Consider the following 21,841-nt stretch of genomic DNA (forward strand, 5'->3'; position numbering starts at 1 on the left):
CTGGTCTTTCCTGCGTTCTATGAGTGCGCCATCTGCTTTGGCTTCGAGCGGCTCCTGACGGCCGTGCGCGCGTTGATGCGGCTGCCGCTCGACAATGCGGCGCCCACGAAGTTGCCGACGCCGTCGATGTATCCGTCGATCGACGTGCCGCGTTTGCGATATTTGGCGCGCTTCACGTACCAGTCCTGGAGCAGGGGCTTGATGAGTGACGCCGTGAGCCTGACATGGTCGATCGTGAAGGCGCCGCTGGCGACGCCCTGCTTGAGCACGTCGGCGATGATCTTCTCGGTCGTCGCTTCCATGTCGATCGCGCGCTGGCGTTCCGCCGGCGGAAAGGACTTCGCCTCCATGAAGGCGAAGACGAACCAGGGCTGCATCGCTTCGCTCATGCGGATGTGGGTGGCGATGATCCAGTCGAGGTGCTTGTGGGCATCATGCTTGACGTCGTCAGGGGGCGCCGTCAGCACCTCGGTCGCCGTTGCCGCGACCTCGCCGAGGATCATGGACAGCAGCCTGGGCTTGCTGTCGATATACGTATAAAGGCCGCCCATGCTGAGGCCCGAGGCCTCCGCGAGCTGGCGCAGCGTGGTGGCGTGAAAGCCCTGCTTGTTGGAGAGCGTAAGGGTGGCGCCGATGATGCGTGCGAGATTTGCGACCGCGAGCCGCGGCTTCTGGACGCGGATGGAGGCGCGATGACGTTCCAGAATGCGCGTGCACAGCGCTTCTGTCGAGAACGCGTTGGTCCAAGGTCGTCGGCGCGCGAGATTCACGCTGCCTCCCCAAATTTCCCCCTGGACCTTTTGGCGTTGTTATTGATCCAGGCGTGGGCTTTGCGCCCTTGCCGTTATTCCTAGCGCAGAGCGTGCCTGTCAGGAAAGGGGTTGGAGCAGATTTTCTGAGAGAGCGCTCGCTCGCTTTTTCCGCGCCATGCAATGCACCTTGCCTGATTTGACGCGGCCAGTTGCCCCGAATACCCTTCTTGCAAACTCGAAAAGCGCGTAAACGCAAGAGCCTGACGGCGATCAAGGCTGGCGTACACGGATGACGGACTGCCGGGGGAACGAACATGTCGAGCGACGTCGCAGCGACCATCTCGAAAGCGCGCGAGCATTCCATCGGCGATCTGCTGCGCCGTTCGGCCGGCCGCGAGCCGAACAAGCTTGCGGTGAGCTGCGGCAGCGTGAGCTGGAGCTTTGCCGAGATGGACGCGATCTGTAACCGGCTCGGCCGCGGCCTGCTCGGCCTCGGCGTCAAGAAGGGCGATCGCCTCGCCGTGCTCTCGCGCAACTCGCACGCCTTTGCCGCACTGCGCTTTGCGGTGGCACGGATCGGCGCGGTGCTGGTGCCGATCAACTTCATGCTCAATCCGGACGAGATCAATTTCATCCTCAAGAGCTCCGGCGCGAAGCTGCTGGCGGCCGGGCCTGATTTCGTCGAGCCCGCGCGCGCGGCAAGCGCCAAGGATAGTGCGGTCGAAAAGCTGATCTGGCTGCCGGGCGAGGATCCCGCCACAGCGCCGGCTGGTCTCACCACTTTCGACGATCTCCTCAGCCCCGACGGCTCATTCCTGGAGGCGTCCGTCGATAGCCGCGATCTCGCGCAGATCGTCTACACCAGCGGCACGGAATCCCTGCCCAAGGGCGCGATGCTGACGCATGAGGCCGTGATGTGGCAGTATGTCAGCTGCATCATCGATGGCGGCATGAGCGTGGACGACAAATTCCTCCACGCGCTGCCGCTCTATCATTGTGCCCAGCTTGACGTCTTCCTGGGGCCGCAGATCTATCTCGGCGCCTCCGGGGTGATCACGGGCAAGCCGACCGCCGACAACATCCTGGCGCTGATCCAGTCGCACAAGACCACCTCGTTCTTCGCGCCGCCGACGATCTGGATCGCGATGCTGCGTTCGCCGAATTTTGACAAGACCGATCTGTCGACCTTGCAGAAGGGTTATTACGGCGCCTCGATCATGCCAGTGGAGGTGCTGCTCGAGCTCCAGCGCCGCCTGCCCAATGTCAAATTCTGGAACTTCTACGGCCAGACCGAGATCGCGCCGCTTGCAACCGTGCTGCGGCCCGAGGACCAGCTCCGCAAGGCCGGCTCGGCCGGCAAGCCCGTGCTCAACGTCGAGACGCGTGTGGTCAATATCGCGATGGAGGACGTCAAGGTCGGCGAAGTCGGCGAGATCGTGCACCGTTCGCCGCATCTGTTGTCCGGCTATTACAACGATCCCGTCAAGACCGCGGCGGCGTTTTCCGGTGGCTGGTTTCACTCCGGCGATCTCGCCACCGTCGATGCCGAGGGCCACATCACCGTGGTCGACCGCGTCAAGGACATGATCAAGACCGGCGGCGAGAATGTCGCGAGCCGCGAGGTCGAGGAGATGGTCTATCGCATCCCCGCGGTGTCTGAAGTGGCCGTCGTCGGTCTGCCCGATCCGCGCTGGATCGAGGCGGTCACTGCGATCGTCGTGGTCAAGACCGGCGAGACGCTGGACGAAGAGTCCGTGATCAAGCATTGCGCCGGCCAGATGGCGCATTTCAAGGTGCCCAAGCGCGTCATCTTCGTCGACAGCCTGCCGAAGAACCCGAGCGGCAAGCTGCTCAAGCGCGAGCTGCGCCAGCGCTTCGTCGGCGGTGAGACGCTCGACAAGGCGATCCAGAAGAATTTTGCGACGTGAGGGATCACGACCATGCCTCTCTGGACCTGCGAAACCTGCGGCGCGCAATTCCCGGACAGCGGACATCCGCCAGATTCGTGTTCGATCTGCGAGGACGAGCGGCAGTTCGTGAACTGGAAAGGACAGACCTTCCTGACCCGCGAGGCGCTCGCGGAAAGCCATCGCCTGGCCTGGCGTGATGATCTCGGCCTGACCGGGATCGCCCTCGATCCGAGCTTTGCCATCGGCCAGCGTGCGTTGCTGGTGCCGCTGGGCGATGGCTGCATGATGTGGGACTGCATTCCGTTGGCAACGCCCGAGGCGACCGCACATGTGCGCTCGCTCGGCGGATTGAAGGCGATCGCAATCTCGCATCCGCACTACTATGGCGCGCTCGCCGACTGGAGCGAGGCATTTGGCGGGGTGCCTGTCTATCTGCATGCGGATGACCGCCAATGGGTGACGCGTCCGCATGCCTCGATGGTGCACTGGACCGGAGACAGCCATCGCCTCTCCGATGATGTGCTGCTGCTGCGCACCGGCGGTCATTTCGCCGGTGCCACCATGCTTCACTCTGCGCACGGAGCGGACGGCAAGGGCGCGCTGCTCACCGGCGACATCGCGCAGGTGACGATGGACCGCCGCTTCGTCAGCTTCATGCATTCCTATCCGAACTACATGCCGCTCAATGCAGCCACGGTGAGAAGGATCGCAGCTGCCGTGGAGCCGCTCGCCTTCGACCGGATCTACGGCGCCTGGTGGGGCCGTAACATCGCCGCCGGAGCCAAGGCGGCGTTCGCGGCATCCGTGGAGCGGTATATCGCGGCGATTGCCTGAGCCGAGCCGATTGTCCTTGCCCTCAAAAAATACATGTACTATTAGTACAGTTATTGATCGCGGACGCAACGATGCGTTTGCTGGTTCGGCATGATCGATGCATCCTCGAACCGGCGGCGCGTTCTGTGGCCGCGTCACCGGGAGCCGGGTGGATGGCGGAGCGCGATTACGAGATCTTCGAAGCGGGCGACGTTACGCTTCAATCCGGTGCTGTCTTCCCCGGGCTGAAGCTCGCCTACAAAACCTTTGGCCGACTTAACCCGGGCAAGGACAACGTCATCCTCTATCCGACCTCGTTCAGCGCGCAGCACTACGACACCGAGTGGCTGATCCAGCCCGGTGGCGTGCTCGATCCCGAGCGTTACTTCATCGTTATCCCGAACCTGTTCGGCAATGGTCTGTCGTCTTCGCCGTCGAATTCGGCCGTGCCGTTTCCGCAGCTCAGCTATCACGACGCCGTCGCGATCCAGCACCGGCTGCTCACCGAGCGCTTCGGTATCTCAAAGCTTGCGCTGGTCTATGGCTGGTCGATGGGCGGCATGCAGGCCTATCACTGGGCAGCCTGTCATCCCGACATGGTCGAGCGTGCCGCCGTCGTGTGCGGCAGCGCGCGCTGCGCGCCGTACAATCATGTCTTTCTCGAAGGCGTGAAGGCGGCGCTGACGGCCGATCCCAACTTCCGCAACGGTCGCTTCGTCGAAAAGCCTGTCGTCGGCTTCCGTGCGATGGGGCGGGCCTATGCCGGCTGGGCGATGTCGCATGCTTTCTATCGTGACGAGGTCTGGCGCGAGGCGGGCTTCACCTCGCTCGAGGATTATCTTGTCCGTGCATGGGATGCGACGTTCGCTCGGCGCGATGCCAACGATCTGCTGGCGCAGATCGGCATCTGGCAGAACGGTGACATCAGCCGCTGCGCTGCGTTCAGCGGTGATTTTGATCGCGCGCTTGCGGCGGTCACGGCGCATATGCTGCTGGTGCCGGGCGCGACCGATCGCTATTTCGACGTTCGCGACAACGAGGACGAACTCGGCCGGTTGGTCAACGCAAAATCCGCGGCGCTGCGCCCAATCCCGTCGGTGCACGGCCATCGCGCCGGCAATCCCGTCAACAATCCGCGCGATCATGCCTTCCTCAAGGCCGAGATCGCAGAGCTTCTCAGCAAGTAGGGCAGGCAACCGATCATGAGCGACGCGACCGTTTCAGAGTCCGGCCATCGCCTGAAGCCGCTGACGCCAGCAATGCTGCGCGAATTGTCGGTGCGCTCCGATCTCAGGGGGGCCGCGAAAAGCCTCAGCCATTACGGCCTGGTCGTGCTGGTCGGCGCGCTGGTCTGGAAGGTCTCTTCGGCCTGGGGTGTGTTATGGGCGCTGCCGCTGATGGCGGTGCAGGGCTATTTCGTCGCCTTCCTGTTCATGGCGCTGCACGAGACCGCGCACAAGACCGCGTTCAGGAGCCGTGGCCTCAACCTTGCGGTCGGCTATCCCTCGGGCTTCATCATCGGACAACCTTACGAATATTACTGCCTGTTTCACTGGGACCATCACCGCTACACTCAGGATCCGGACAAGGACCCGGAGCTGATCGTCGGCGTGAAGCCGAAATCCGACACGCAGCTCGTGCTCGCCTATAGCGGCCTGCTCCAGGTCGCCGGCCGCCTCTGGCTGATGTTCCGCCATGCCGTCACCGGCAAGGTTACCGTGCCCTGGATTCCCGAGAACAAGCGCGCCATCATCGTGACCGAAGCCCGCGTCTATGCTGGACTTTATGTCCTTTTGCTCGCGCTCTCGCTGTGGTCTTCTTCTGCGCTGCTGCTCTGGGTCTGGATCGTGCCACTGATCATCGGGCAATTCTTTCTGCGGCCCTATCTCTATGCCGAGCACATCGGCTGCGACCGAACCCGCAGCGCCTTCGAGAATACCCGCACGACCTATACCAGCGCGATCGTCAAATGGTTCGCGTGGAACATGCCCTATCACGTCGAGCACCACGCCTATCCCTCGATCCCGTTTCACGCGCTGCCGAAGCTGAACGAGATCGTCGACGGCGAGATCGTCTATCGTGGCCGTGGCTATATCAGAACGACGCGCGAGACCTGGGCTTGGTTTCGCCGGCAAAGGCAGGCCGGCTAGCCAGACGAGAATTCAAACGCGCAAAGCCCCGATCGCGATGCGATCGGGGCTTTGTCGTGGTCTCCTGATATCAATAGACCCCATACGCGCAGACGTTCACGACGCGCACGCGCGGCCCATGGCGGGTCGGAACGACGCGCTCCTGGTAGCAGTTGTTGACGGCGGTGTTGACGTAGAGGCCGCCAAAGCCCCAACCGGGACCCCAGTGGTGGAAGCCGTGGGCCGACGCGGCGGTGGGCGCGAGAGCGGCAACGCCGAGCGAACCGGCAGCGATCAGACCAAGAGCAAGCTTACGAAACATCTTTCATTCTCCAGTGTGGCGCGAGGCCGTTGTTGTGTCCCTGCATCTCGGTCGGGCCGAGGCGGGAACGCGTTCATGCGGCGGGCCGAGAATCGTGTTTCAGGATTGTTTCGTGGGCTGCGGCAGAATGCGCCGTCGTCCGGCTTTCCGCGCCGCGCGATAGCGCGCGGCCATCGCTTGCGTCAGCTCTGTCATCTTCTCGCGGAGATCGGCGGGCTCCAGCACGTCGGCCTCGGGCCCAAGCCGCAACAATTCGGCGGCGGCATGCCACGAGGTCTTGCCGGTTGGCACTCTCGCAATGCGCCAGCCGTCCGCATTGGCGGTCTCGTCAATCTGCGTGCGCGCCTTGACATAAGGCTGGCTCAGCGCGTCGAGCAGCTTTACGCCCAATGGCGACAGCCGAACGATCGCGACATTCGGATGCATCTCGGCCTCGAGACGGAGCGTTGCAGCCTGCCAATAGGCGGCGAGATCGAAATCGGCGGGGCGATCGAAACGGTCGTCAAGCGCAGTGCAATCGAGCACGCGCGCGACGCGATAGGTGCGCACGCTGCCGTCGACCTGCCCTGCGAGATACCAACTGCCGCCCTTCAGCACGAGGCCGAGCGGGGCAACGCGGCGCTGCTTCTCGGCGCGCCAGCTCTGGTAGCGGATCTTGATCAGTGTCCCACGTAAAGCCGCGCCGGCAATGGCGCGTAGATGTTTTGGCTCGTCCGCCTCGCCGAACCAGCCGGGCGCGTCGAGGTAAAAGCGCTCCTGCATCCGGCCGGCATCCTGGCGCAGGTGAGCGGGCAGCGCCGCCATCAGCTTGTTCTGCGCGGCGATCATCGCCGCATCCAGACCGAGTGCGGCGGCAGGGCCCGGCAATCCCGTAAGGAACAGCGCCTCCGCCTCGCGCTGCGACAATCCGTTCAACCGCACCCGGTAGCCGTCGAGCAGGCGATAACCGCCCTCGGCGCCGCGGTCGGCGTAGACGGGAACGCCGGACGCCGCGAGCGCGTCGATGTCGCGATAGATCGTGCGCACCGACACCTCGCAGGCCACCGCCAGTTCAGGCGCGGTGACTTGTCCCCGCGCCTGAAGGGTGGTGAGGATCGACATCATTCGGGTCGCGCGCATGATCCCTTAAACCATACCTGACACAGGATGTCAGGTATGGTCGGCTACAAGCGCGCCATCGCCAGCCGGCCAGATGGGAGACCCGCCATGACCGATCCGAACCGCATCACGCTGTATTATTCGCCGCAGAGCCGCGCCACCGGCACGCGGGTGCTGCTGGAGGAGTTGGGCGCGCCCTACGATCTGCATGTCCTCAATATGAAGGCGGGCGAGCAGCGCCAGCCCGCCTATCTCGCCATCAACCCACTCGGCAAGGTGCCGGCGATCCGCCAAGGCGAGGCGCTCGTGACCGAGCAGGTCGCAATCACCATCTACCTTGCCGATCTGTTTCCGCAGGCGGGGCTCACGCCCACGCTGAGCGATCCGCTGCGCGGTCCTTATTTGCGCTGGATCGCCTATTACGGCTCCTCGTTCGAACCGGCCCTGATCGACAAGTTCATGCAGCGCGAGCCTGCGCCGATCACGCAATCGCCCTATGCCGATTACGACGCCATGCTGGGCGCACTCGAGGCGCAATTGTCGAAGGGGCCATATTTGCTCGGAGATCGCATGACGGCCGCGGATATCTTGTGGGGTGTCGCCTTCAGCTGGACGATGATGTTCGGCATCGTGCCAAAGAAGGATGTGTTTGTTCGTTATTCCGAGCGGATTACGTCGCGTCCTGCGTTTCGGCGGATCAATGCGGCCGACGATGAGATGGCAGCGCAGCATGCCGCGGCCGCTGAGGGATAGACGGCGCGTGCCCCACATTCAGTGTCGTCCCGGCGAAGGCCGGGACCCATAACCACCGAATTAAGCTTTGCGAAAACGCGGAGTTACCAGTCCGCCTTAAAACCACTCCCTGGGAGTATGGGTCCCGGCCTTCGCCGGGACGACACCGATGATGTGAGACACTTGCTTTTCTAACTCAAAACCTCGGCGCTCGCTTCTCCGCGAACGCCTTGATGCCTTCCTTGATCTCGTCGCCGCGCATGCTGTCGCGGTGGCGTTGGTCGGCGGCTTGCTCATCCAGCTCGCCGCGGGCGAATTCATTGATCGCGCGCTTCATGCCGCGCATCGCGTTCGGTGCGTTGCCGGCGAGGATGTTGGCGAGCTTGTCGACTTCCTCGTCCAGAAATTCCACCGCGACCATGGCGGTGAGATAGCCGATGCGCAGCATCTCCGGTGCGCTGATCTTCTGCGCGGTGAGGAACAGCTTTTTCGCGTTGTCGACGCCGAGCCGCGTCACGTAGCGTTTGATGCCGCTCCTGTAGTAGTGCAGCCCGAGCCGCGCCGCCGGCATGAACATCTCGGCGGTATCGACACCGATGCGGAAATCGCAGGCGAGCGCGAGGTCGGTCGAGCCGCCATAGACGCCGCCGTTGAGCCGGCAGATCGTCGGCACGCCGAGATCCTCGAGCCGGTTGACGACCACCTCGAACGCCGAGCCCGCGCTCTGCTGCTCGTTGGCGCTCGCGGCGCGCTCGGCGACAGAGTTGAGATCATAGCCCGCGGAAAAGGCGCGTCCTGTGCCGGTCAGCACCAGCACGCGGATCGCCGGATCGGCCTCGATCCTGTCGAACAGCTTGACAAGCTCGCCAAGGTCTTCGGCTTGCAGCCGGTTGAGATGCTTGGGACGGTTGAGGCGGATGGTGGCACGTGCGCCGTCAATTTCGAGCACGGGGCCAGAGGCCGCGTCGGCGGTATCAGACATTCTTGTCTCCGATTACTTGTTTTCGAGCGTGCGCCGTTTCGCTTCAGTGTCGATGGTCTCGGCGAGATCGGGGTGCCGTGCCATCAGCACGCGGAAATCGACGAGGTCGAGCACCAGCAGCCGCGACACTTTCGTGGTCGAGACGTTGGCGCCGCGCATGTTGTTGCCGAGCAGCGCCATCTCGCCGAAGAAGGCGCCGTCGCCGAGCTGCACCTTCTTGCCGGGGAGGTCGACCTCGACCTCGCCGGCGGCGATGAAATACATGCAGTCGCCCTGGGTACCCTTGCGGATGATCGTGGTGCGCGCCGGCAGCTCCATGGTGCGCAGCATGTGGGTGACGTCGGCGATCGCAGCCGGCCCAAGCGCCGCGAAGAACGGCACCTTGCTGACGGATTCCCAGGTCTTGAGGAAATTGTCGCGCCGAGTCTCGGCCGCAAACCCGGTTGCCAGAATACCGGTCCACAGGCCGAACACGCCGAGGCCGGAGATCATCACCAGCGCTGCCACCATGCGACCCGCTGGCGTCACCGGCACGGCATCGCCATAGCCAGTCGTGGTCAGTGTCACGACGGCCCACCACAGCGCGGCGGGGACGCTGCCAAACGTCTGCGGCTGCACGTCCCGCTCCAGAAAATATTCGGCGACGGAGGCGAGGAAGACCACCATCAGGAAGATCACGAGCACGCTGAACAGCGGCCCCGATTCCAGCACCAGCACCCGGCGGAGCTGGCGCAAGCCGGGAATGCCCGGCACCACCTTCAAGACCCAGAGCACGCTGAGCAGCCAGGCCGTCCTGGGCTCGGCGCCGAGTATCAGCGCGACCGGCACGGCCAGCGCCCCCATTGCGTCGACCAACCCGGCGGAAGAGGACATATAGAGCGCCAGCCGCTGCTGCCGCGCCATGTGACGCAACCGGACCAGCCATTCGAACACAAAATAGACGAGGGAAGCCCAGAGCAGCAGATCGACCCAACGGTGCGCTGTCTCATAGGCCGGATCGACCGTCAGCAGCACCATGCTCAGCACGCCGACGGTCACCGCCACATAGGCCGCCTTGGTCATGTTGCGGCCGGCCGTGGCGGCCACGAACTGGGCCAGAGCGGGAATCATCGGCTTGGACATGCGGGAGGGCGGCTCGGTCTTGATTTTGCGGTCCCGGCTGGGACGTCGGCACCAAAGTGCCCGCCCGTACCGAGGCCGTCAACGACGGGGCGGCTGCCCGGCGCTGCAGCTGACGCGGCGGCGGGCCGGATCGTTACTTGAAGTGTGGCGGCTCATCATAGCCGCGGCGGCTGCTCAAAAACAGCAGCAACATCAAGCCGATGCCAACGATCACGGAGAAGCCCGCTCCCAGCGCCAGTGCCACGTAACCTTCCGTCGGGATCGGGTCGCCCTCGACCGACATGGCCGAATAGGCGAAGTAACCTACCGCAACCAGCATTCCCAGCAGGATGATGAGAAGGAGCATACGCATGGTGCGTTCTCCGGTTGAGCCGGGAGCCAACGGTTGCGTAGGGGAAACGGTTCCAGGGGGGCGGGCTGCGACCAGCCTAAAGCGCGAGCGAGCCGGACCCTGAGGCACGAATGGATAGGTCAGGCACTCTGAGCTGTCTTCACCACCACGACATTGGTGTCGTCATCCGGGAGAGGGGTGGCCTCGCGGGCGGCTTTCTCGATCTCGTTGGCGTGGCGCTTGAGGTAGTCGCGGCGCATGCCGATCTCGTCGCGGACGAATTCATAGCCGAGCTTGAAGGTGTCGAGCCCGTCGGTACTGATCGTGCCGTCGCGCAAGCCTATGACCGCACCGCGCAAAATGCCCTCGAGCTCGTCCTGGAGACATTCGATCTGGTCCAGCGAATGGGCATGCTCGATGCGTTCGCCGATATCGAGGATGGCAGTGGAGAGCTCGCTGGCCTTCTCCGGCGCGATCCGGGTGATCTTGGCGTAGATCCCGGCGAAGATCGAGCCGATCACGCTGAGCGCGCCGGCGCCCAGATACATCAGATCGCTGTACTTATCCATGAACGACTTGGTGTCGTCGTTGATGTAGTCGGCCGCTCCCTGATGCGCCATCACGAAGGCATCCTTCTCGACGGAGGCTGGTTCGATGTGGGTCGCGAAGCCGCTGTCGAGCCCGAGCGCGGACTTGTTCTCGTAGACAGTACGCGCGAGGTCGCCGGCGGTGGTCGCCGACATCTTCGATTGCGCGACCAGCAGCCATTCGAGCCCGATCGTATCAAGATCATCGTCAGGGATCTCGGGCGAGGCGGATAGCGTGCCTGCCGTCAGAGTCTCGTCGGAAATCCCGGGGAATTTGCGCGCCAGCGCCTTTGCCTCGTCGATCGCGTTGAGCGTGAAGCCGCCGCGCTTGGCGACCTGCTCATAGGCCTTGTCCCGTACCGCCTTGGAGGTATGGACGATGGCGATCACCGCGCCAAAACCGCTCGACGGCGCAAATAGCTTGTCGAGGGTGGCGCCCTGCGGCGCCATCTGGATCTTCGCTGCGTCTGGACCGTCGGGAATGTCGAGAATGCTGCGGACGAAGGCGAGCGAGGACTCGCTCTCGGCGACGACTGCGACCTTCTTCTTTTTCAGCTCGGCGAGCGATTTGATCTTCTTGTTGCCGGGACCGAGCAGGAGCACGAGATCGTGCTCGAGGATTGCGAGGGCCCGTGCCCGCGGCGGCACCTTGGCATCAGTGCGCAGGACAGCGAGGTCGGCCTGCTTGCGGTCGAATTGCGCGATCGCTTTGGTGTTGTCGGGGTTGTTGACGACCTTGATCCGGAAGCGCGAGGCGTTGTTCTTCAGCACGGTGGCGAGCTTGGTCGCGAACAGCGCCTCGTCGCTGTTGGGGGCGCCGACGGCAAAGGTCAGCGTCTCCGAATTGTGCACCAGCGCGCGGCCGGCCCAGACGGTGGCAAGCGACAGCAGCAGGGTCAGCACGACGTACAGTAGGACCTGCTGCTGATTGGTCTTGATGACCTTGGGACGCCGGGGCGGCGGGAGCTCGGTCGACGAGGTGGGGCCTTCAGCACTCATGGCAGCACCCTGGCCTTATTCCTGGGATGGCGGGCGGCGCGGGATCGCCGGACGCACGCGCTTGAAAATTCGTAAGCGTCTGAAAAAAGAAAGCTATTTCTCTACCTGGGGATGATAGCGCTGTGGCAACAGAAAGCAAATTCCGCGCCGAAGGTAACCTTACTCAACTCGTCCGCGGCGATTGGTCGTCCTATCACCGTTTAGCCACAGTTGGTGATTTTCCAGTTCCCCCCGGCTGCATTCCGCCGCGGGAGATGTCATAAATCACCGGTCCTCGATAATCTGACGGGGTCCAAGAAGAAGTTGCGCTGAACGCTCCATTTTTCCTTTTGAAGTCAACGAGGGCGTCAGCTTTGTCGTTTCCACCCATGTCATCGGCGATTCCGGTTGAAGCGCTCATTGGCTGGATGTTGCTGCTCACCTTCAAGCACATCATCGCCGATTTCGTTCTGCAAACCGCCTGGATGGCGCAAGGCAAGGACCAGAAGCACGGCTGGGCTCTGCCGCTTCTGGTGCACTGCCTGATTCACCTTGCGGTTGCGCTGCCTCTGATCCTGATCGTCGCGCCCAGATTCTGGTTCGTCGCGCTGATCGATTTCGCGATCCACATCACGATCGACCGGGCCAAGGGGCTGGTCTCGGCCAATTTCGGCGTCAACCAGGAGCATCCCTGGTTCTGGACCCTGATCGGCGTCGACCAGGCGCTGCATCATCTCACCGGCTTCGGCCTCTCCATCTTCATGGCGGCGAACTGAGGCCGATGCCCCCGCCGGAGGCCGGCTGATTCGCGGCCTAGGCGCAAGGACCCCGGGTGACTACCGCCCCGGGTGGTTAACCTTTCATTAGAGAATTGCGCTGCATCTTCGGCGTCGAGGGAGAACTTAAATGTTTTCAAGCCGCGACGCCTATGAAAGCGATTTCTGCCCGGTCCGCGACGAGCTCCTTGGCGAGATGTATCGCGCCAATGAAAGCGGCCTGCCGAGGTTGGTTGAGACTGTTTCCCCGGACGTCCGCGCCATGCTGGCGCTGTTCTGCTATCGCCGCAGCCATCTACATTCGCTGGCGGTCGCGATCGCAGCGAGCTGTAACGAGCGCGACCTGATCGAGAGCGGCGGCCGTGTCGGCTCGACGCTCTACGCGCTGTCGCGTGAGGGCTCGGCCAAAGCATCACCGTCACAGACGGGTGGCCGCAAGCCAATCACGCTGTCGACAAAACCGCTCTCGGTGCTTGCACCGATCGATGACGAGCTCGACGACGAGATCGGCGAAGCCGTTCTGGCTTAAAGCGCGATTGATCGCGCTTTAACTTTCTAGTTGACGCATGATCTTGTCGGAAAACCGCTGCGCACTTTTCCGGATCATGCGCTAGCTATCTCGATCACCGGCAGCCCGAACTTCCGCCGCGCCATCGTGCATTCGGCATCGCCCGGCATACAGGTGCGACACACCTCCGGCCGCACTTCATAGATGCCGCAGGCGGTCTCTTTCCCGATCCCTCCACGCAACGCCGAACAGCGATCGCCCTCGCAGCGAATGCCCGATTGGCGTTCGTTGACGAGCGCCTCCGGGATCAGCGCAAGCTCCTCATCGCTCTCGATAGAGAAACGCGGCCAGTTCTGCGAATAGCCGCAGCAGGCGCCGCAACTCTGGCAGAGGCTCGACAGGTCGATCGCGGACGTCTCATCCATCGTCGTCATGTGTCCTTGTCAGGTATCCTTGGGCGGGCCCCAGACCAGGCTCTGCCGCCATTTCGCGCGCAGCACGTCGCGCCGCTCCGGATATCTTTCGTCGAGATATGTCGCCTCCACCACGCGGTCAGTGCGGAAGCTGCGGAAATCGCTGCGCAGCTCGCACCAGGCTGCGAGCAGGCGCACAGCTTCGAGATAGCCGACCGAAATTGGCCAGATCATGCGCTCGCTGGCGCGGCCCTGCTCGTCACGATAACGCAGCATGATCTTCTTGCCTTCGTGGATATGGGTGCGCGTGCGCGCCATATCCAGGCGGTCCGGCTCCCTGTTCCAGCTCGGCCGCGCGCGGCTCGCCGGCTCCAGCACGAAGGGACGCAGGCGCTCCGGCACAGTGTCGGCGATCTTGGCCATCAAATCTTCAGCCGCGCGTGCCAGCGCGGAATCGGCATGCCCCGCGACCCATTGTGCGCCCAGCACCGCCGCCTCGATCTCATCGGGTGTCAGCATGAGGGGCGGCAGGTCAAAACCCTTTTCCAGGATGTAGCCCATGCCGGCTTCGCCGCGGATCGGCACGCGCTGGCCCATCAATGTCGCGATGTCGCGATAGATGGTGCGCTTCGAGGTCTCGAGCTCGGCCGCGATCGCATCCGCGGTCAGCGGTTTACGGGTGCGCCTCAGCACCTGGATGATCTGAAACAGCCGGTCCGCGCGTCTCATGTCAGTTCTCTTATCGGTGATCGATTCAAAAGACGGCGCGCTGATGCTGACAGGATGTTGGCAGCAGGGGAGTTCTATACCGGGACAACACATCGACTGAAGAGGATTTGTCCATGATCATTCCAACCCATTTCGGTCCGGCCGGTCCGTTGTGGCGGCCACAGGCTTTCCAAGCCAAGGCTTTCCAGGGGAAGGCTTGGCAAGCCTGGGCGTTCAACCGCGTCGTGTCCCTCGATCTCATGGCCGTCGACCTCCGCCTTGCGCTTGCGACCGTTGTGGCTCGCTCGCTGGTCCAGGCCGCGGACGCACTGGTCCGCCACGTCATGGGCCGCGCCTGGCGAGGGGCCCGTTTTGCAGAAGATATCACGGCTGCTGCCACCATGGTGGCAGCAGCCGGCAGGTAGGTTCCCGTCAACTCGTTCGGTGGTTCAGGAGAGCTCACATGATCACGCTTTACGGCTTTGGTACGGGCTTCGGCCTGCCGGAAATCAGTCCCTTCGTCACCAAGACGGAGGTGCAGCTCAAGATGGCGGGACTGCCCTACCGGAAGGAGCGGGCGATGCCGCCGGCCTCGCCCAAGGGACAGTTGCCCTTCATCGACGACGGCGGCGAGGCGGTGGCCGATTCCACCTTCATCCGCGCCCATATCGAACGCCGCTACGGCTTCGATTTCGACGCCGGCCTGTCGCTTGCCGAGCGCGCGCAGGCCTGGGCGTTCGAGCGCATGATCGAGCATCACGTCTATTGGTCGCTGGTCGGCGCTCGCTGGGTCGACGCCGCCAATTTTGCCAAGGGGCCCGCGCATTTCTTCGACGGCGCGCCGGAGCACAATCGCGAAAAGCTGCGCGAGGATGCGCAATTCCGTGTCGCCGAGAACTATCTGCTCTCCGGCCTTGGCCGCCACGGGCCCGATGACGATGTCGATCTCGCCGTGCGCTCGCTGTTCGCGCTCTCGGTGCAACTCGGCGACAAGTCTTATCTGATGGGCAACAAGCCCTGCGGCGTCGATGCGACCGCCTTCGGCGCGCTCGCCGGAATTCTGACGCCGTTCTTCGAGTCCCGCCTGCGCGAGCGCGCCGAAGGATTTCCGAACCTCACCGCCTATGTCGATCGCATGATGGACACATACTATCCCGAGTTCGCCTGGACGCCGTTGCGGCAGGCGGCCTGAGACGGCTCAAGCATCTCAAAAGGAAAGAGCCGGCCCATCGGGCCGGCTCTCGTCGTCTCAAAACTGCCCGTGCGCTTACTTCGCGAGCGTATACTTGCCGTCCTTCACCGTGAGCAGGATGCGCGAGCGGTCGTCGAGACCGTAGCGGTCTTTTTCGGTGAAATTGTAGACGCCCTGGCTCGCGGCGATTTCTCGCTCCGACAACAACGCCTGGCGGATCGCTTCGCGGAATTCCGGCGTGCCGGGCTTGGCCGTCTTCAGCGCGGTCGGGATCACGCGCTTGAGGATCTCGAAGGCGTCGTAGGAATGGCCGGCGAACTGGCTGCGGCTGTTCGGGCCGTACTTGCCTTCATAGGCCGTGTTGAGCGCGAGGCCCGGCTTCTTGGTCGCGGCTTCGTCCGGCTGGTCCTCGGGGTCCATCACCGGGCCCGACGCCATCAGCACGCCTTCCGCCGCCTTGCCGGCGATGCGGATGAAATCCATGCTGGCGGCGCCATGGGTCTGGTAGATCAGGCCCTGATAGCCGCGCTCGCGCAGCTCGGTCTGTGGCAGGGCGGCCGCGGTGCCGGAGGCGCCGACCAGGATCGCGTCGGGATTGGCGGCGACGAGCTTCAGCACCTGGCCCGTCACGGAAGTGTCCGGACGCGCGAAGCGCTCCTCGTCTGCCAATGTCATGCCCATCGGTACACCCTGGGCCTTGAAGTCGTTGAACCAGAGGTCGCCATAAGAGTCGGAATAGCCGATATAGCCGACCGTTTTCACGTTGTGCGCCTTCATGTGCTCGTAGAGCACCTTGCCCATGATCGGAATCGGCTGCGGCATTGCTACCGACCACTTGGCCCGTTCTGGCGTGATCGGGAAGGGGGAGAGGCCGAAATGCGGAATGCCGGCTTCGTTGGCGACGTTAGAGACCGCGATCGTCGGCGGCGTGATCGCCGAGCCCATGATGATGTCGGCCTTGGATTCGGTGACGAAGCGGCGGGCGTTAGTGGTCGCGGTGGTAGGATCGCCGCCGTCGTCGAGCACGATGATCTTCAGCGGCACGCCGCCAATCTCCTTCGGCACGAATTCCAGCGCATTGCGCTCGGGTATGCCGAGGGCTGCGCCCGGGCCGGTCGTGGTGGTGGTGATGCCGATGGTGATTTCAGCGGTCTGGGCCAGCGCGGGCAGGGCCGGCAGCGCGAGCGCAGCCGCCGCGACGGCGGCGGTCAGGTAAAAGCGGTTCATTTATTCTATTCCTCCCTTGACGTGTTTCTTTGAAAGCAGAAATCGCGGGGTAATTCAGCCCCGTCTTTTGGCGATGCGGCGATTTAGCCTCAGTTTCTAACTCCCTGTGAATTTCGCTACCATTTCCGCCGGAAACGGTGCCGACTTCAGCTTGTCGGGGTTAACGGGATCGCGGCCGACCAGGACGCGGGTCTCAAAACCCTCGATCGCCAGTGCCTCGCCCTTGTAGACGTTGTGCTTCACCTCAAAGCTCGAGCGCTTGATGCTCTCGATCTTCGTCTCAACGGTGATCCAGTCGCCGTAGGTCGAGGGGATGTAGAACTTGGCCCGCGTGTCGACCATGGGGATGCCGACCAGGCCGTATTTGCGGACCAGGTCCTGCTTGGAGAACCCGGCGACCTCGAACAGGGTCGACGTCGAATCGTCGAACATCGCGAAATAGCGCGGGTAGTAGACGATGTTGGCGGGGTCGCAATCACCCCACTGGATCTGGACGTCGCGCCGGTTCACGAACATGCGGTGGCCTTGCTTTTCGTTGCGCCCTACTTCGGTGCCATGCGCAGCGAGCCGTCGAGGCGCACCACTTCGCCGTTCAGGTACGAATTCTCGACCATGTGCAGTGCGAGCGCGGCGAACTCGTCCGCGTGGCCAAGCCGGCGCGGGAAGGGGATCGCTGCGGCGAGCGAATCCTGGGCTTCCTGCGGCAGGTTGGCGAGCAGTGGGGTGAGGAACAGGCCGGGCGCAATCGTCAGCACGCGGACGCCGAACTGCGCGAGCTCACGCGCGATCGGCAGCGTCATGCCGACGATGCCGCCCTTCGAGGCCGAATAGGCCGATTGCCCGATCTGGCCGTCATAGGCGGCGACGGAGGCGGTGTTGATGATGACGCCGCGCTCGCCGGTTGCCTGCGGCTCGAGCTTGGACATCTCGGTCGCGGCGAGGCGCAGCATGTTGAAGGTGCCGATCAGATTGACCTTGATCACCTTGTCGAAATCGGCGAGCGCCATCGGCCCGTCGCGACCGACGACTCGCTTTGCAACGCCAATGCCGGCGCAGTTGACCAGCACGCGGGCAGGCCCATGAGCTTTCGTGGCCTGCGCGATCGCAGCTTCAGCGGAGGCGGCGTCGGAGACGTCGCAGGTCACGGCCACGCCCTTGATCTCGGCGGCGACGGTTTCCGCGAGCTTGGCATTGAGATCGAAGACTGCGACCTTGGCGCCCTGCGCCGCCAATTTTCGCGCGGTGGCCGCGCCCAGTCCCGATGCGCCGCCGGTGACGATGACTGCCTGATCCTTCAACAACATGGCGTTCTCCTGTAGCGATGGTTTCTTAGCCGACCGATATCACACGGTCCGATGGATTGGCAGCGTAGAGCTCGTCGATCAACGCTGCGCGATGCTCCAGCACCTTGCGCTGGTTGATCGAGCCCTTGTCGGTAACCTCGCCCTTGTCGATCGACAGCGGCGTATCCACGAGGATCGCGCGCGTGATCCGCGTCGAGGAGCCGGTGGCCGAGGCCAGGAACTGCGTCAGACGCTCGCGGAAGGCTTCGCGCACCAGCCGGTCGCGCGCGGTGACGGTGAGGTTGTCCGCCGGCAGCGTCGGGTTGATCAGCCGGCAGCCGTCGAGATCAAGCAGCACCAGCGCGGAGATCTCGTCGCGGTTGATGCCGGCGATGACGACGTCGCGCACCAGCGGCGCGCAGGCCGCGACAAAACGTGCGCGCAGCGGGCCAACGCTGACCCAAGTGCCGCTGCCGAGCTTGAAATCCTCACCGATGCGGCCGTCGAAGTCGAAACCGGCGTTGAAATCACTGGGGTCGGACGGCTTGAGCGCATCGCCGAGCTTGTAAAAGCCCTCTTCGTCGAAGGATTTTGCGGTGATGTCGGGCTGGCGCCAGTAGCCCGGCATCACGTTCGGCCCCTTGCAGCGCACTTCCAGCTTGCCGTTGTTTGGCACCAGCTTTGCGTCATTGCCTGACACAGGCAGCCCGACATGGCCGGAGCGGCTGGTGCGCGGATTGACCGACATGAAGAACGGCGCGGTCTCGGTGGCCCCCAAGCCGGTCAGCATCGGTACGCGATAGCCCTTCTCCTTCACCGCGAGCTCGTCGAGGCTGTTCCAGACGAAGGGCGAGAGCGCCGCGCCGGAGAAAAACATCGCGTGCAGCCGGTCGAAGAATTTTGCGCGCAGGCCCTGGTCGTCGCGCAGATAAGGCAGCAGCGATTCGTAGCCCTTGGGCACGTTGAAATAGACCGTTGGCGAAATCTCCTGGAGATTGCGCACCGTCTCCTCGATGCCGCCGGGCATCGGCTTGCCGGCATCGAGATACATCGAGCCGCCATTGTAGAGCGTCAGCCCGATATTGTGGTTGCCGCCAAAGGTATGATTCCAGGGCAGCCAGTCGATGATGACCGGCGGCTCGTCCTTGAGGAAGGCGAGCGTCTCGCGCAGCATCACCTGGTTGGCGCAGATCATGCGCTGGGTGTTGATGACGGCCTTGGGATTGCCGGTCGAGCCCGACGTCAGCAAAAATTTCGCGATCGTGTCGGGGCCGATCTTGCCGTGTACCGCGTCGAGATCATCGCGAACCGGCGTTGCCATGAGGTCGGCGAGCAGAGTGACATCGCGGCCCGGCACGTTGCCGTAGGACGCCGCGATCTCGGTGCCGAGCGGGACGTTGGCCGCAAGTGCGCCGGCGAACCTGTCGGCGTCCTCGGCGAACACGAGGCCGGGCGTCAGCAGCTTCATCAGGTAGGACAGCTTGCCGTAATCCTTCGACACCAGCGAATAGGCCGGCGACACCGGGCAGAACGGGATGCCGGCATAGAACGCGCCGAAAGCTATGAGCGCGTGGTCGATCGAATTGCCGGAGAGGATCACGAGCGGCCGCTCCGCCGACAAGCCGCGCTGGATCAGGCTCGATGCAATGTGCCGGCTCGCGGTGAGCAGCTCGGCATAGGTGATCTTGCGCCAGAAGCGGCCGCCTTCGCGCTCAGCCATGAAGACGCGGTCTGGCGTGGTTGTTGCCCAATGGTGCAGGCGATCGGTGATGCGAACGGGATAATTGCCGAGCGGCTGCTTTGGCCGCAGGTAAATCGTGCCGTCGTCGCGCCGCTCGATGTTGATGACGGGATCGCCGAACGAGATCGGCCGCAGCGGAGAAGTGCTCGCACCGCGCTCTGTGCTGGAAGAGGACGGCTGCGCGCTCATGATTTCGGCTTTACCTTGGCGGTCTTGTGCTCGAGGAATTCGCGGATCCTGCGCTTTGCTTCCTTGTCGCTCTGCGCCACCGTCGCCATCAGCGATTCCATCAGCAGGCCGGTCTGCGGATTGGCCTCCGCAATCATCGGCAGCGCCTGGAGCACGGCGAAATTCGTCAGCGGCGCGTTGGTGGCGATCTTGGTCGCAAGCTCCAGCGCCTTGCTGAGGCCGTTGCCGGCCTCCGTCACATATTGCGCAAAGCCATAGGACGCGCCCTCGGTCGCGGAATAGACCCGGCCCGTCAGCATCATGTCCATCATTCGCGCGACGCCGATCAGCCGTGGCAGCCGCACCGAGCCGCCGCCACCGACGAAAATGCCGCGTTGTCCCTCGGGCAGCGCAAAATAGGTCGAAGGCTCGGCGACGCGGATATGGGCGGAGCAGGCGAGCTCCAGCCCGCCGCCGATCACGGCGCCCTTCAGCGCGGCGATCACGGGCACGCGGCTGTACTGGATGCGGTCGAACACCCGGTGCCACATTTGAGAATGCAAAAGGCCGCCGGTGGCGTCGTGGTCCTGGAGTTCGGAGAGGTCGAGGCCGGAGGAGAAATGATCACCGATGCCATGAATGACGACTGCGCCGATATCCTCGGGCAGGGACGCAAAGCACTCGCCGATGTTCAGAATGATGCCGTCGTTGAGCGCATTGCGCTTGGCGGGGCGGTTCAGACCCACGGTCAAAACCCGGTCCACCCGCTCAATCCTGAGCAGCCCTGCGGCACCCGCGTCAGCGGTCTCGGCGTTTCCCTGTGTCATTTGCGTCCTTGTCAGAATAGTTATGTTGTATAACGAATTCTGGGGGAGTCAATAAGGGGGAGCCGCACAGCTCCGCCGAAGCGGGTTCCGTCAAAGGTGGAGGATGTCAGGCAATCGGCCGTAATGTGGGAGAGCGCCTCAGGCGGCTTCGGTCATCAGCTTCTTCGCAGCCTGAGCAAGCAGGCCCGATCGTGTGTATCCGTGGGCCTCAGCATATTTGTCGATTTGCTCCAGGACATCGCCGGGCAAAGTGACATTGACGCGCACGATCTTTGGCTGGTTGTTCTTCACCGACACCAGAATGGCGACGCCCGAGCGGTTCTCGGGATCTGACATGATGTCTTCGAGCGACGAAGGCTCCGGGATCGCTTCTCCGTCTTCCGCCATGCCCTCCAGGTGAAACGCCAGCGCTTCCTCGGCCATGTCGCGCGCTTCGTCGAGCGTGATCCCTGCGGTCACGAGGCCCGGCAAATCGGGAAACGACACACCGAAATCGCTGTCGGCATCCTTATGGATAAGACCAATGTAGTGACGCATGGCGCTCACCTCAGCTTCAGGCCGGATTGCCGTTCAATACTCTTCAGGGTCCCGAGCGGGATGTCCCGCTTCGGATGAGGGACCGTGACGCGGTCCTGCTTCGTCGGGTGCTTGAATTGCACGTGGCTGCCTTTTTGAGCCACTTGGACCCAGCCATCCCTCTGAAGGGCCGAGATAATCTCCCGGCTATTCATGGTGTGTATTTATACACATTTGCGACATTTGTCAATGAGAGCGTCACACCACCTGATGCACGTCGATCACGACGCGGTCGGCATGCCGCGCGGCTGAGCCCACAAAAATGTGCTCCATCAACCAGCGATATTTTTCGTGCCCGGTCTCGAATCTCGGCACGGTGCGGAAATAAATCAGCTTTGGATCGACCGGCTCGCCGCGCTTGAGCTTCTGCAACAGCTCGACCGGGCCGAAGCGCATGCCCTTGTTCTCGACATAGACGGTGGCGCCGTCGTCGGTCTCGAAGGCGTACTTTGCTTCGAGATCGATCAGCTCGTTGGGACGGATGGTCTGGAAGTCGGCGCCGAACGGCAGCACCCTTCCAGTGATCGCACCCTTCACCTCGCCGCCGATGATCGGAATGATGCGGCGGACGCCGATGCCGGTCTCGCCGGCGGTGACGACGTCGCCGATCTCTGCGGTGATGGTGAAGACGTACTTTGTCTCAAGCGTTGGTCGGGTCATCGCTTC

26 protein-coding genes are annotated in these 21,841 nt (G+C 63.3%); 9 read left to right on the forward strand and 17 right to left on the reverse strand.

Annotation, left to right across the window (positions count from 1 at the left end; translation table 11 throughout):
* Positions 1-17: 17 nt before the first annotated feature.
* Complete coding sequence (locus tag UB31_RS13590) at positions 18-770, reverse strand: TetR/AcrR family transcriptional regulator (RefSeq protein WP_045005494.1); 753 nt, start codon at positions 768-770, stop codon at positions 18-20.
* Between the two features lie 296 nt (positions 771-1,066).
* On the opposite strand from UB31_RS13590, the gene UB31_RS13595 reads away from it, so the two are divergent.
* The 4 genes from UB31_RS13595 to UB31_RS13610 all read left to right on the forward strand — a co-directional run bounded on the left by UB31_RS13595 (position 1,067) and on the right by UB31_RS13610 (position 5,625).
* Positions 1,067-2,680: an acyl-CoA synthetase gene (locus UB31_RS13595; protein WP_045011200.1), complete on the forward strand. Its 1,614-nt coding sequence runs from the start codon at positions 1,067-1,069 to the stop codon at positions 2,678-2,680.
* Positions 2,681-2,692: 12 nt separating this feature from the next.
* Positions 2,693-3,496 (forward strand): MBL fold metallo-hydrolase, encoded by an 804-nt coding sequence (locus tag UB31_RS13600; protein ID WP_045011201.1) that lies wholly within the window; start codon positions 2,693-2,695, stop codon positions 3,494-3,496.
* 152 nt (positions 3,497-3,648) lie between these two features.
* Positions 3,649-4,662, forward strand: coding sequence for an alpha/beta fold hydrolase (locus UB31_RS13605; protein ID WP_045011202.1), 1,014 nt, complete (start codon positions 3,649-3,651; stop codon positions 4,660-4,662).
* 15 nt (positions 4,663-4,677) lie between these two features.
* Complete coding sequence (locus UB31_RS13610; protein ID WP_045011203.1) at positions 4,678-5,625, forward strand: fatty acid desaturase; 948 nt, start codon at positions 4,678-4,680, stop codon at positions 5,623-5,625.
* A 70-nt stretch (positions 5,626-5,695) separates the two neighbouring features.
* Here UB31_RS13610 and UB31_RS13615 read toward each other — a convergent pair whose 3' ends face one another.
* Complete coding sequence (locus UB31_RS13615; RefSeq protein WP_045005485.1) at positions 5,696-5,926, reverse strand: hypothetical protein; 231 nt, start codon at positions 5,924-5,926, stop codon at positions 5,696-5,698.
* A gap of 99 nt (positions 5,927-6,025) precedes the next feature.
* Positions 6,026-7,045 carry a helix-turn-helix transcriptional regulator gene (locus UB31_RS13620; protein WP_045011204.1) on the reverse strand — a complete coding sequence of 340 codons (1,020 nt, stop codon included), beginning with the start codon at positions 7,043-7,045 and terminating at the stop codon, positions 6,026-6,028.
* Between the two features lie 87 nt (positions 7,046-7,132).
* Between UB31_RS13620 and UB31_RS13625 the strand changes: the two genes are divergently transcribed.
* A complete protein-coding gene (locus UB31_RS13625; RefSeq protein ID WP_045011429.1) occupies positions 7,133-7,777 on the forward strand; it encodes a glutathione S-transferase family protein in 645 nt (214 codons plus the stop codon).
* A 175-nt stretch (positions 7,778-7,952) separates the two neighbouring features.
* On the opposite strand, the gene UB31_RS13630 is transcribed toward UB31_RS13625, so the two are convergent.
* The 4 genes from UB31_RS13630 to UB31_RS13645 all read right to left on the reverse strand — a co-directional run bounded on the left by UB31_RS13630 (position 7,953) and on the right by UB31_RS13645 (position 11,777).
* Positions 7,953-8,738: an enoyl-CoA hydratase/isomerase family protein gene (locus UB31_RS13630; RefSeq protein WP_045011205.1), complete on the reverse strand. Its 786-nt coding sequence runs from the start codon at positions 8,736-8,738 to the stop codon at positions 7,953-7,955.
* Between the two features lie 12 nt (positions 8,739-8,750).
* Positions 8,751-9,860 carry a cyclic nucleotide-gated ion channel gene (locus UB31_RS13635; RefSeq protein WP_045011206.1) on the reverse strand — a complete coding sequence of 370 codons (1,110 nt, stop codon included), beginning with the start codon at positions 9,858-9,860 and terminating at the stop codon, positions 8,751-8,753.
* A gap of 133 nt (positions 9,861-9,993) precedes the next feature.
* On the reverse strand, positions 9,994-10,212 hold the full coding sequence (locus UB31_RS13640; protein ID WP_045005477.1) for a hypothetical protein: 219 nt from the start codon (positions 10,210-10,212) through the stop codon (positions 9,994-9,996).
* A 119-nt stretch (positions 10,213-10,331) separates the two neighbouring features.
* Positions 10,332-11,777, reverse strand: coding sequence for a TAXI family TRAP transporter solute-binding subunit (locus UB31_RS13645; protein WP_045005475.1), 1,446 nt, complete (start codon positions 11,775-11,777; stop codon positions 10,332-10,334).
* 407 nt (positions 11,778-12,184) lie between these two features.
* On the opposite strand from UB31_RS13645, the gene UB31_RS13650 reads away from it, so the two are divergent.
* The gene (locus tag UB31_RS13650; protein WP_045005783.1) at positions 12,185-12,532 is read left to right on the forward strand and encodes a DUF3307 domain-containing protein; all 348 of its coding nucleotides are present in this window, start codon (positions 12,185-12,187) and stop codon (positions 12,530-12,532) included.
* A 130-nt stretch (positions 12,533-12,662) separates the two neighbouring features.
* Positions 12,663-13,061: a hypothetical protein gene (locus UB31_RS13655; protein WP_045011207.1), complete on the forward strand. Its 399-nt coding sequence runs from the start codon at positions 12,663-12,665 to the stop codon at positions 13,059-13,061.
* Positions 13,062-13,135: 74 nt separating this feature from the next.
* On the opposite strand, the gene UB31_RS13660 is transcribed toward UB31_RS13655, so the two are convergent.
* Both UB31_RS13660 and UB31_RS13665 read right to left on the reverse strand, forming a co-directional pair.
* Positions 13,136-13,465, reverse strand: coding sequence for a YkgJ family cysteine cluster protein (locus UB31_RS13660; RefSeq protein WP_045011430.1), 330 nt, complete (start codon positions 13,463-13,465; stop codon positions 13,136-13,138).
* An 18-nt stretch (positions 13,466-13,483) separates the two neighbouring features.
* Positions 13,484-14,182 (reverse strand): helix-turn-helix transcriptional regulator, encoded by a 699-nt coding sequence (locus UB31_RS13665; RefSeq protein ID WP_045005472.1) that lies wholly within the window; start codon positions 14,180-14,182, stop codon positions 13,484-13,486.
* Between the two features lie 113 nt (positions 14,183-14,295).
* Here UB31_RS13665 and UB31_RS13670 point away from each other — a divergent pair, with 113 nt between their 5' ends.
* Positions 14,296-14,586 carry a hypothetical protein gene (locus UB31_RS13670; protein ID WP_045005470.1) on the forward strand — a complete coding sequence of 97 codons (291 nt, stop codon included), beginning with the start codon at positions 14,296-14,298 and terminating at the stop codon, positions 14,584-14,586.
* Between the two features lie 38 nt (positions 14,587-14,624).
* Positions 14,625-15,353, forward strand: coding sequence for a glutathione S-transferase family protein (locus UB31_RS13675; protein ID WP_045011208.1), 729 nt, complete (start codon positions 14,625-14,627; stop codon positions 15,351-15,353).
* A gap of 75 nt (positions 15,354-15,428) precedes the next feature.
* Here UB31_RS13675 and UB31_RS13680 read toward each other — a convergent pair whose 3' ends face one another.
* From UB31_RS13680 to UB31_RS13715, 8 genes are all read right to left on the reverse strand, one after another.
* Positions 15,429-16,580, reverse strand: a complete 1,152-nt coding sequence (locus tag UB31_RS13680; protein WP_045011209.1) for an ABC transporter substrate-binding protein — start codon at positions 16,578-16,580, stop codon at positions 15,429-15,431.
* Positions 16,581-16,676: 96 nt separating this feature from the next.
* Positions 16,677-17,096: an acyl-CoA thioesterase gene (locus UB31_RS13685; protein WP_045011210.1), complete on the reverse strand. Its 420-nt coding sequence runs from the start codon at positions 17,094-17,096 to the stop codon at positions 16,677-16,679.
* Between the two features lie 26 nt (positions 17,097-17,122).
* Positions 17,123-17,884 (reverse strand): SDR family NAD(P)-dependent oxidoreductase, encoded by a 762-nt coding sequence (locus tag UB31_RS13690; RefSeq protein ID WP_045005464.1) that lies wholly within the window; start codon positions 17,882-17,884, stop codon positions 17,123-17,125.
* Positions 17,885-17,909: 25 nt separating this feature from the next.
* Positions 17,910-19,793 (reverse strand): feruloyl-CoA synthase, encoded by a 1,884-nt coding sequence (locus tag UB31_RS13695; RefSeq protein WP_045011211.1) that lies wholly within the window; start codon positions 19,791-19,793, stop codon positions 17,910-17,912.
* A complete protein-coding gene (locus tag UB31_RS13700) occupies positions 19,790-20,599 on the reverse strand; it encodes a crotonase/enoyl-CoA hydratase family protein (protein WP_045011212.1) in 810 nt (269 codons plus the stop codon). The genes UB31_RS13695 and UB31_RS13700 overlap by 4 nt, the downstream gene beginning before the upstream one ends.
* A 138-nt stretch (positions 20,600-20,737) precedes the next feature.
* Complete coding sequence (locus tag UB31_RS13705; RefSeq protein ID WP_045005458.1) at positions 20,738-21,136, reverse strand: type II toxin-antitoxin system HicB family antitoxin; 399 nt, start codon at positions 21,134-21,136, stop codon at positions 20,738-20,740.
* Between the two features lie 5 nt (positions 21,137-21,141).
* Entirely contained in the window at positions 21,142-21,330 is a 189-nt protein-coding gene (locus UB31_RS13710; protein ID WP_045005456.1) for a type II toxin-antitoxin system HicA family toxin, read from the reverse strand.
* Positions 21,331-21,373: 43 nt separating this feature from the next.
* Positions 21,374-21,835, reverse strand: a complete 462-nt coding sequence (locus tag UB31_RS13715; protein WP_045005454.1) for a DUF3237 domain-containing protein — start codon at positions 21,833-21,835, stop codon at positions 21,374-21,376.
* Positions 21,836-21,841: the final 6 nt, after the last annotated feature.

Origin of the sequence: Bradyrhizobium sp. LTSP849 (assembly GCF_000938255.1) — a bacterium.
Lineage (GTDB): Bacteria > Pseudomonadota > Alphaproteobacteria > Rhizobiales > Xanthobacteraceae > Bradyrhizobium.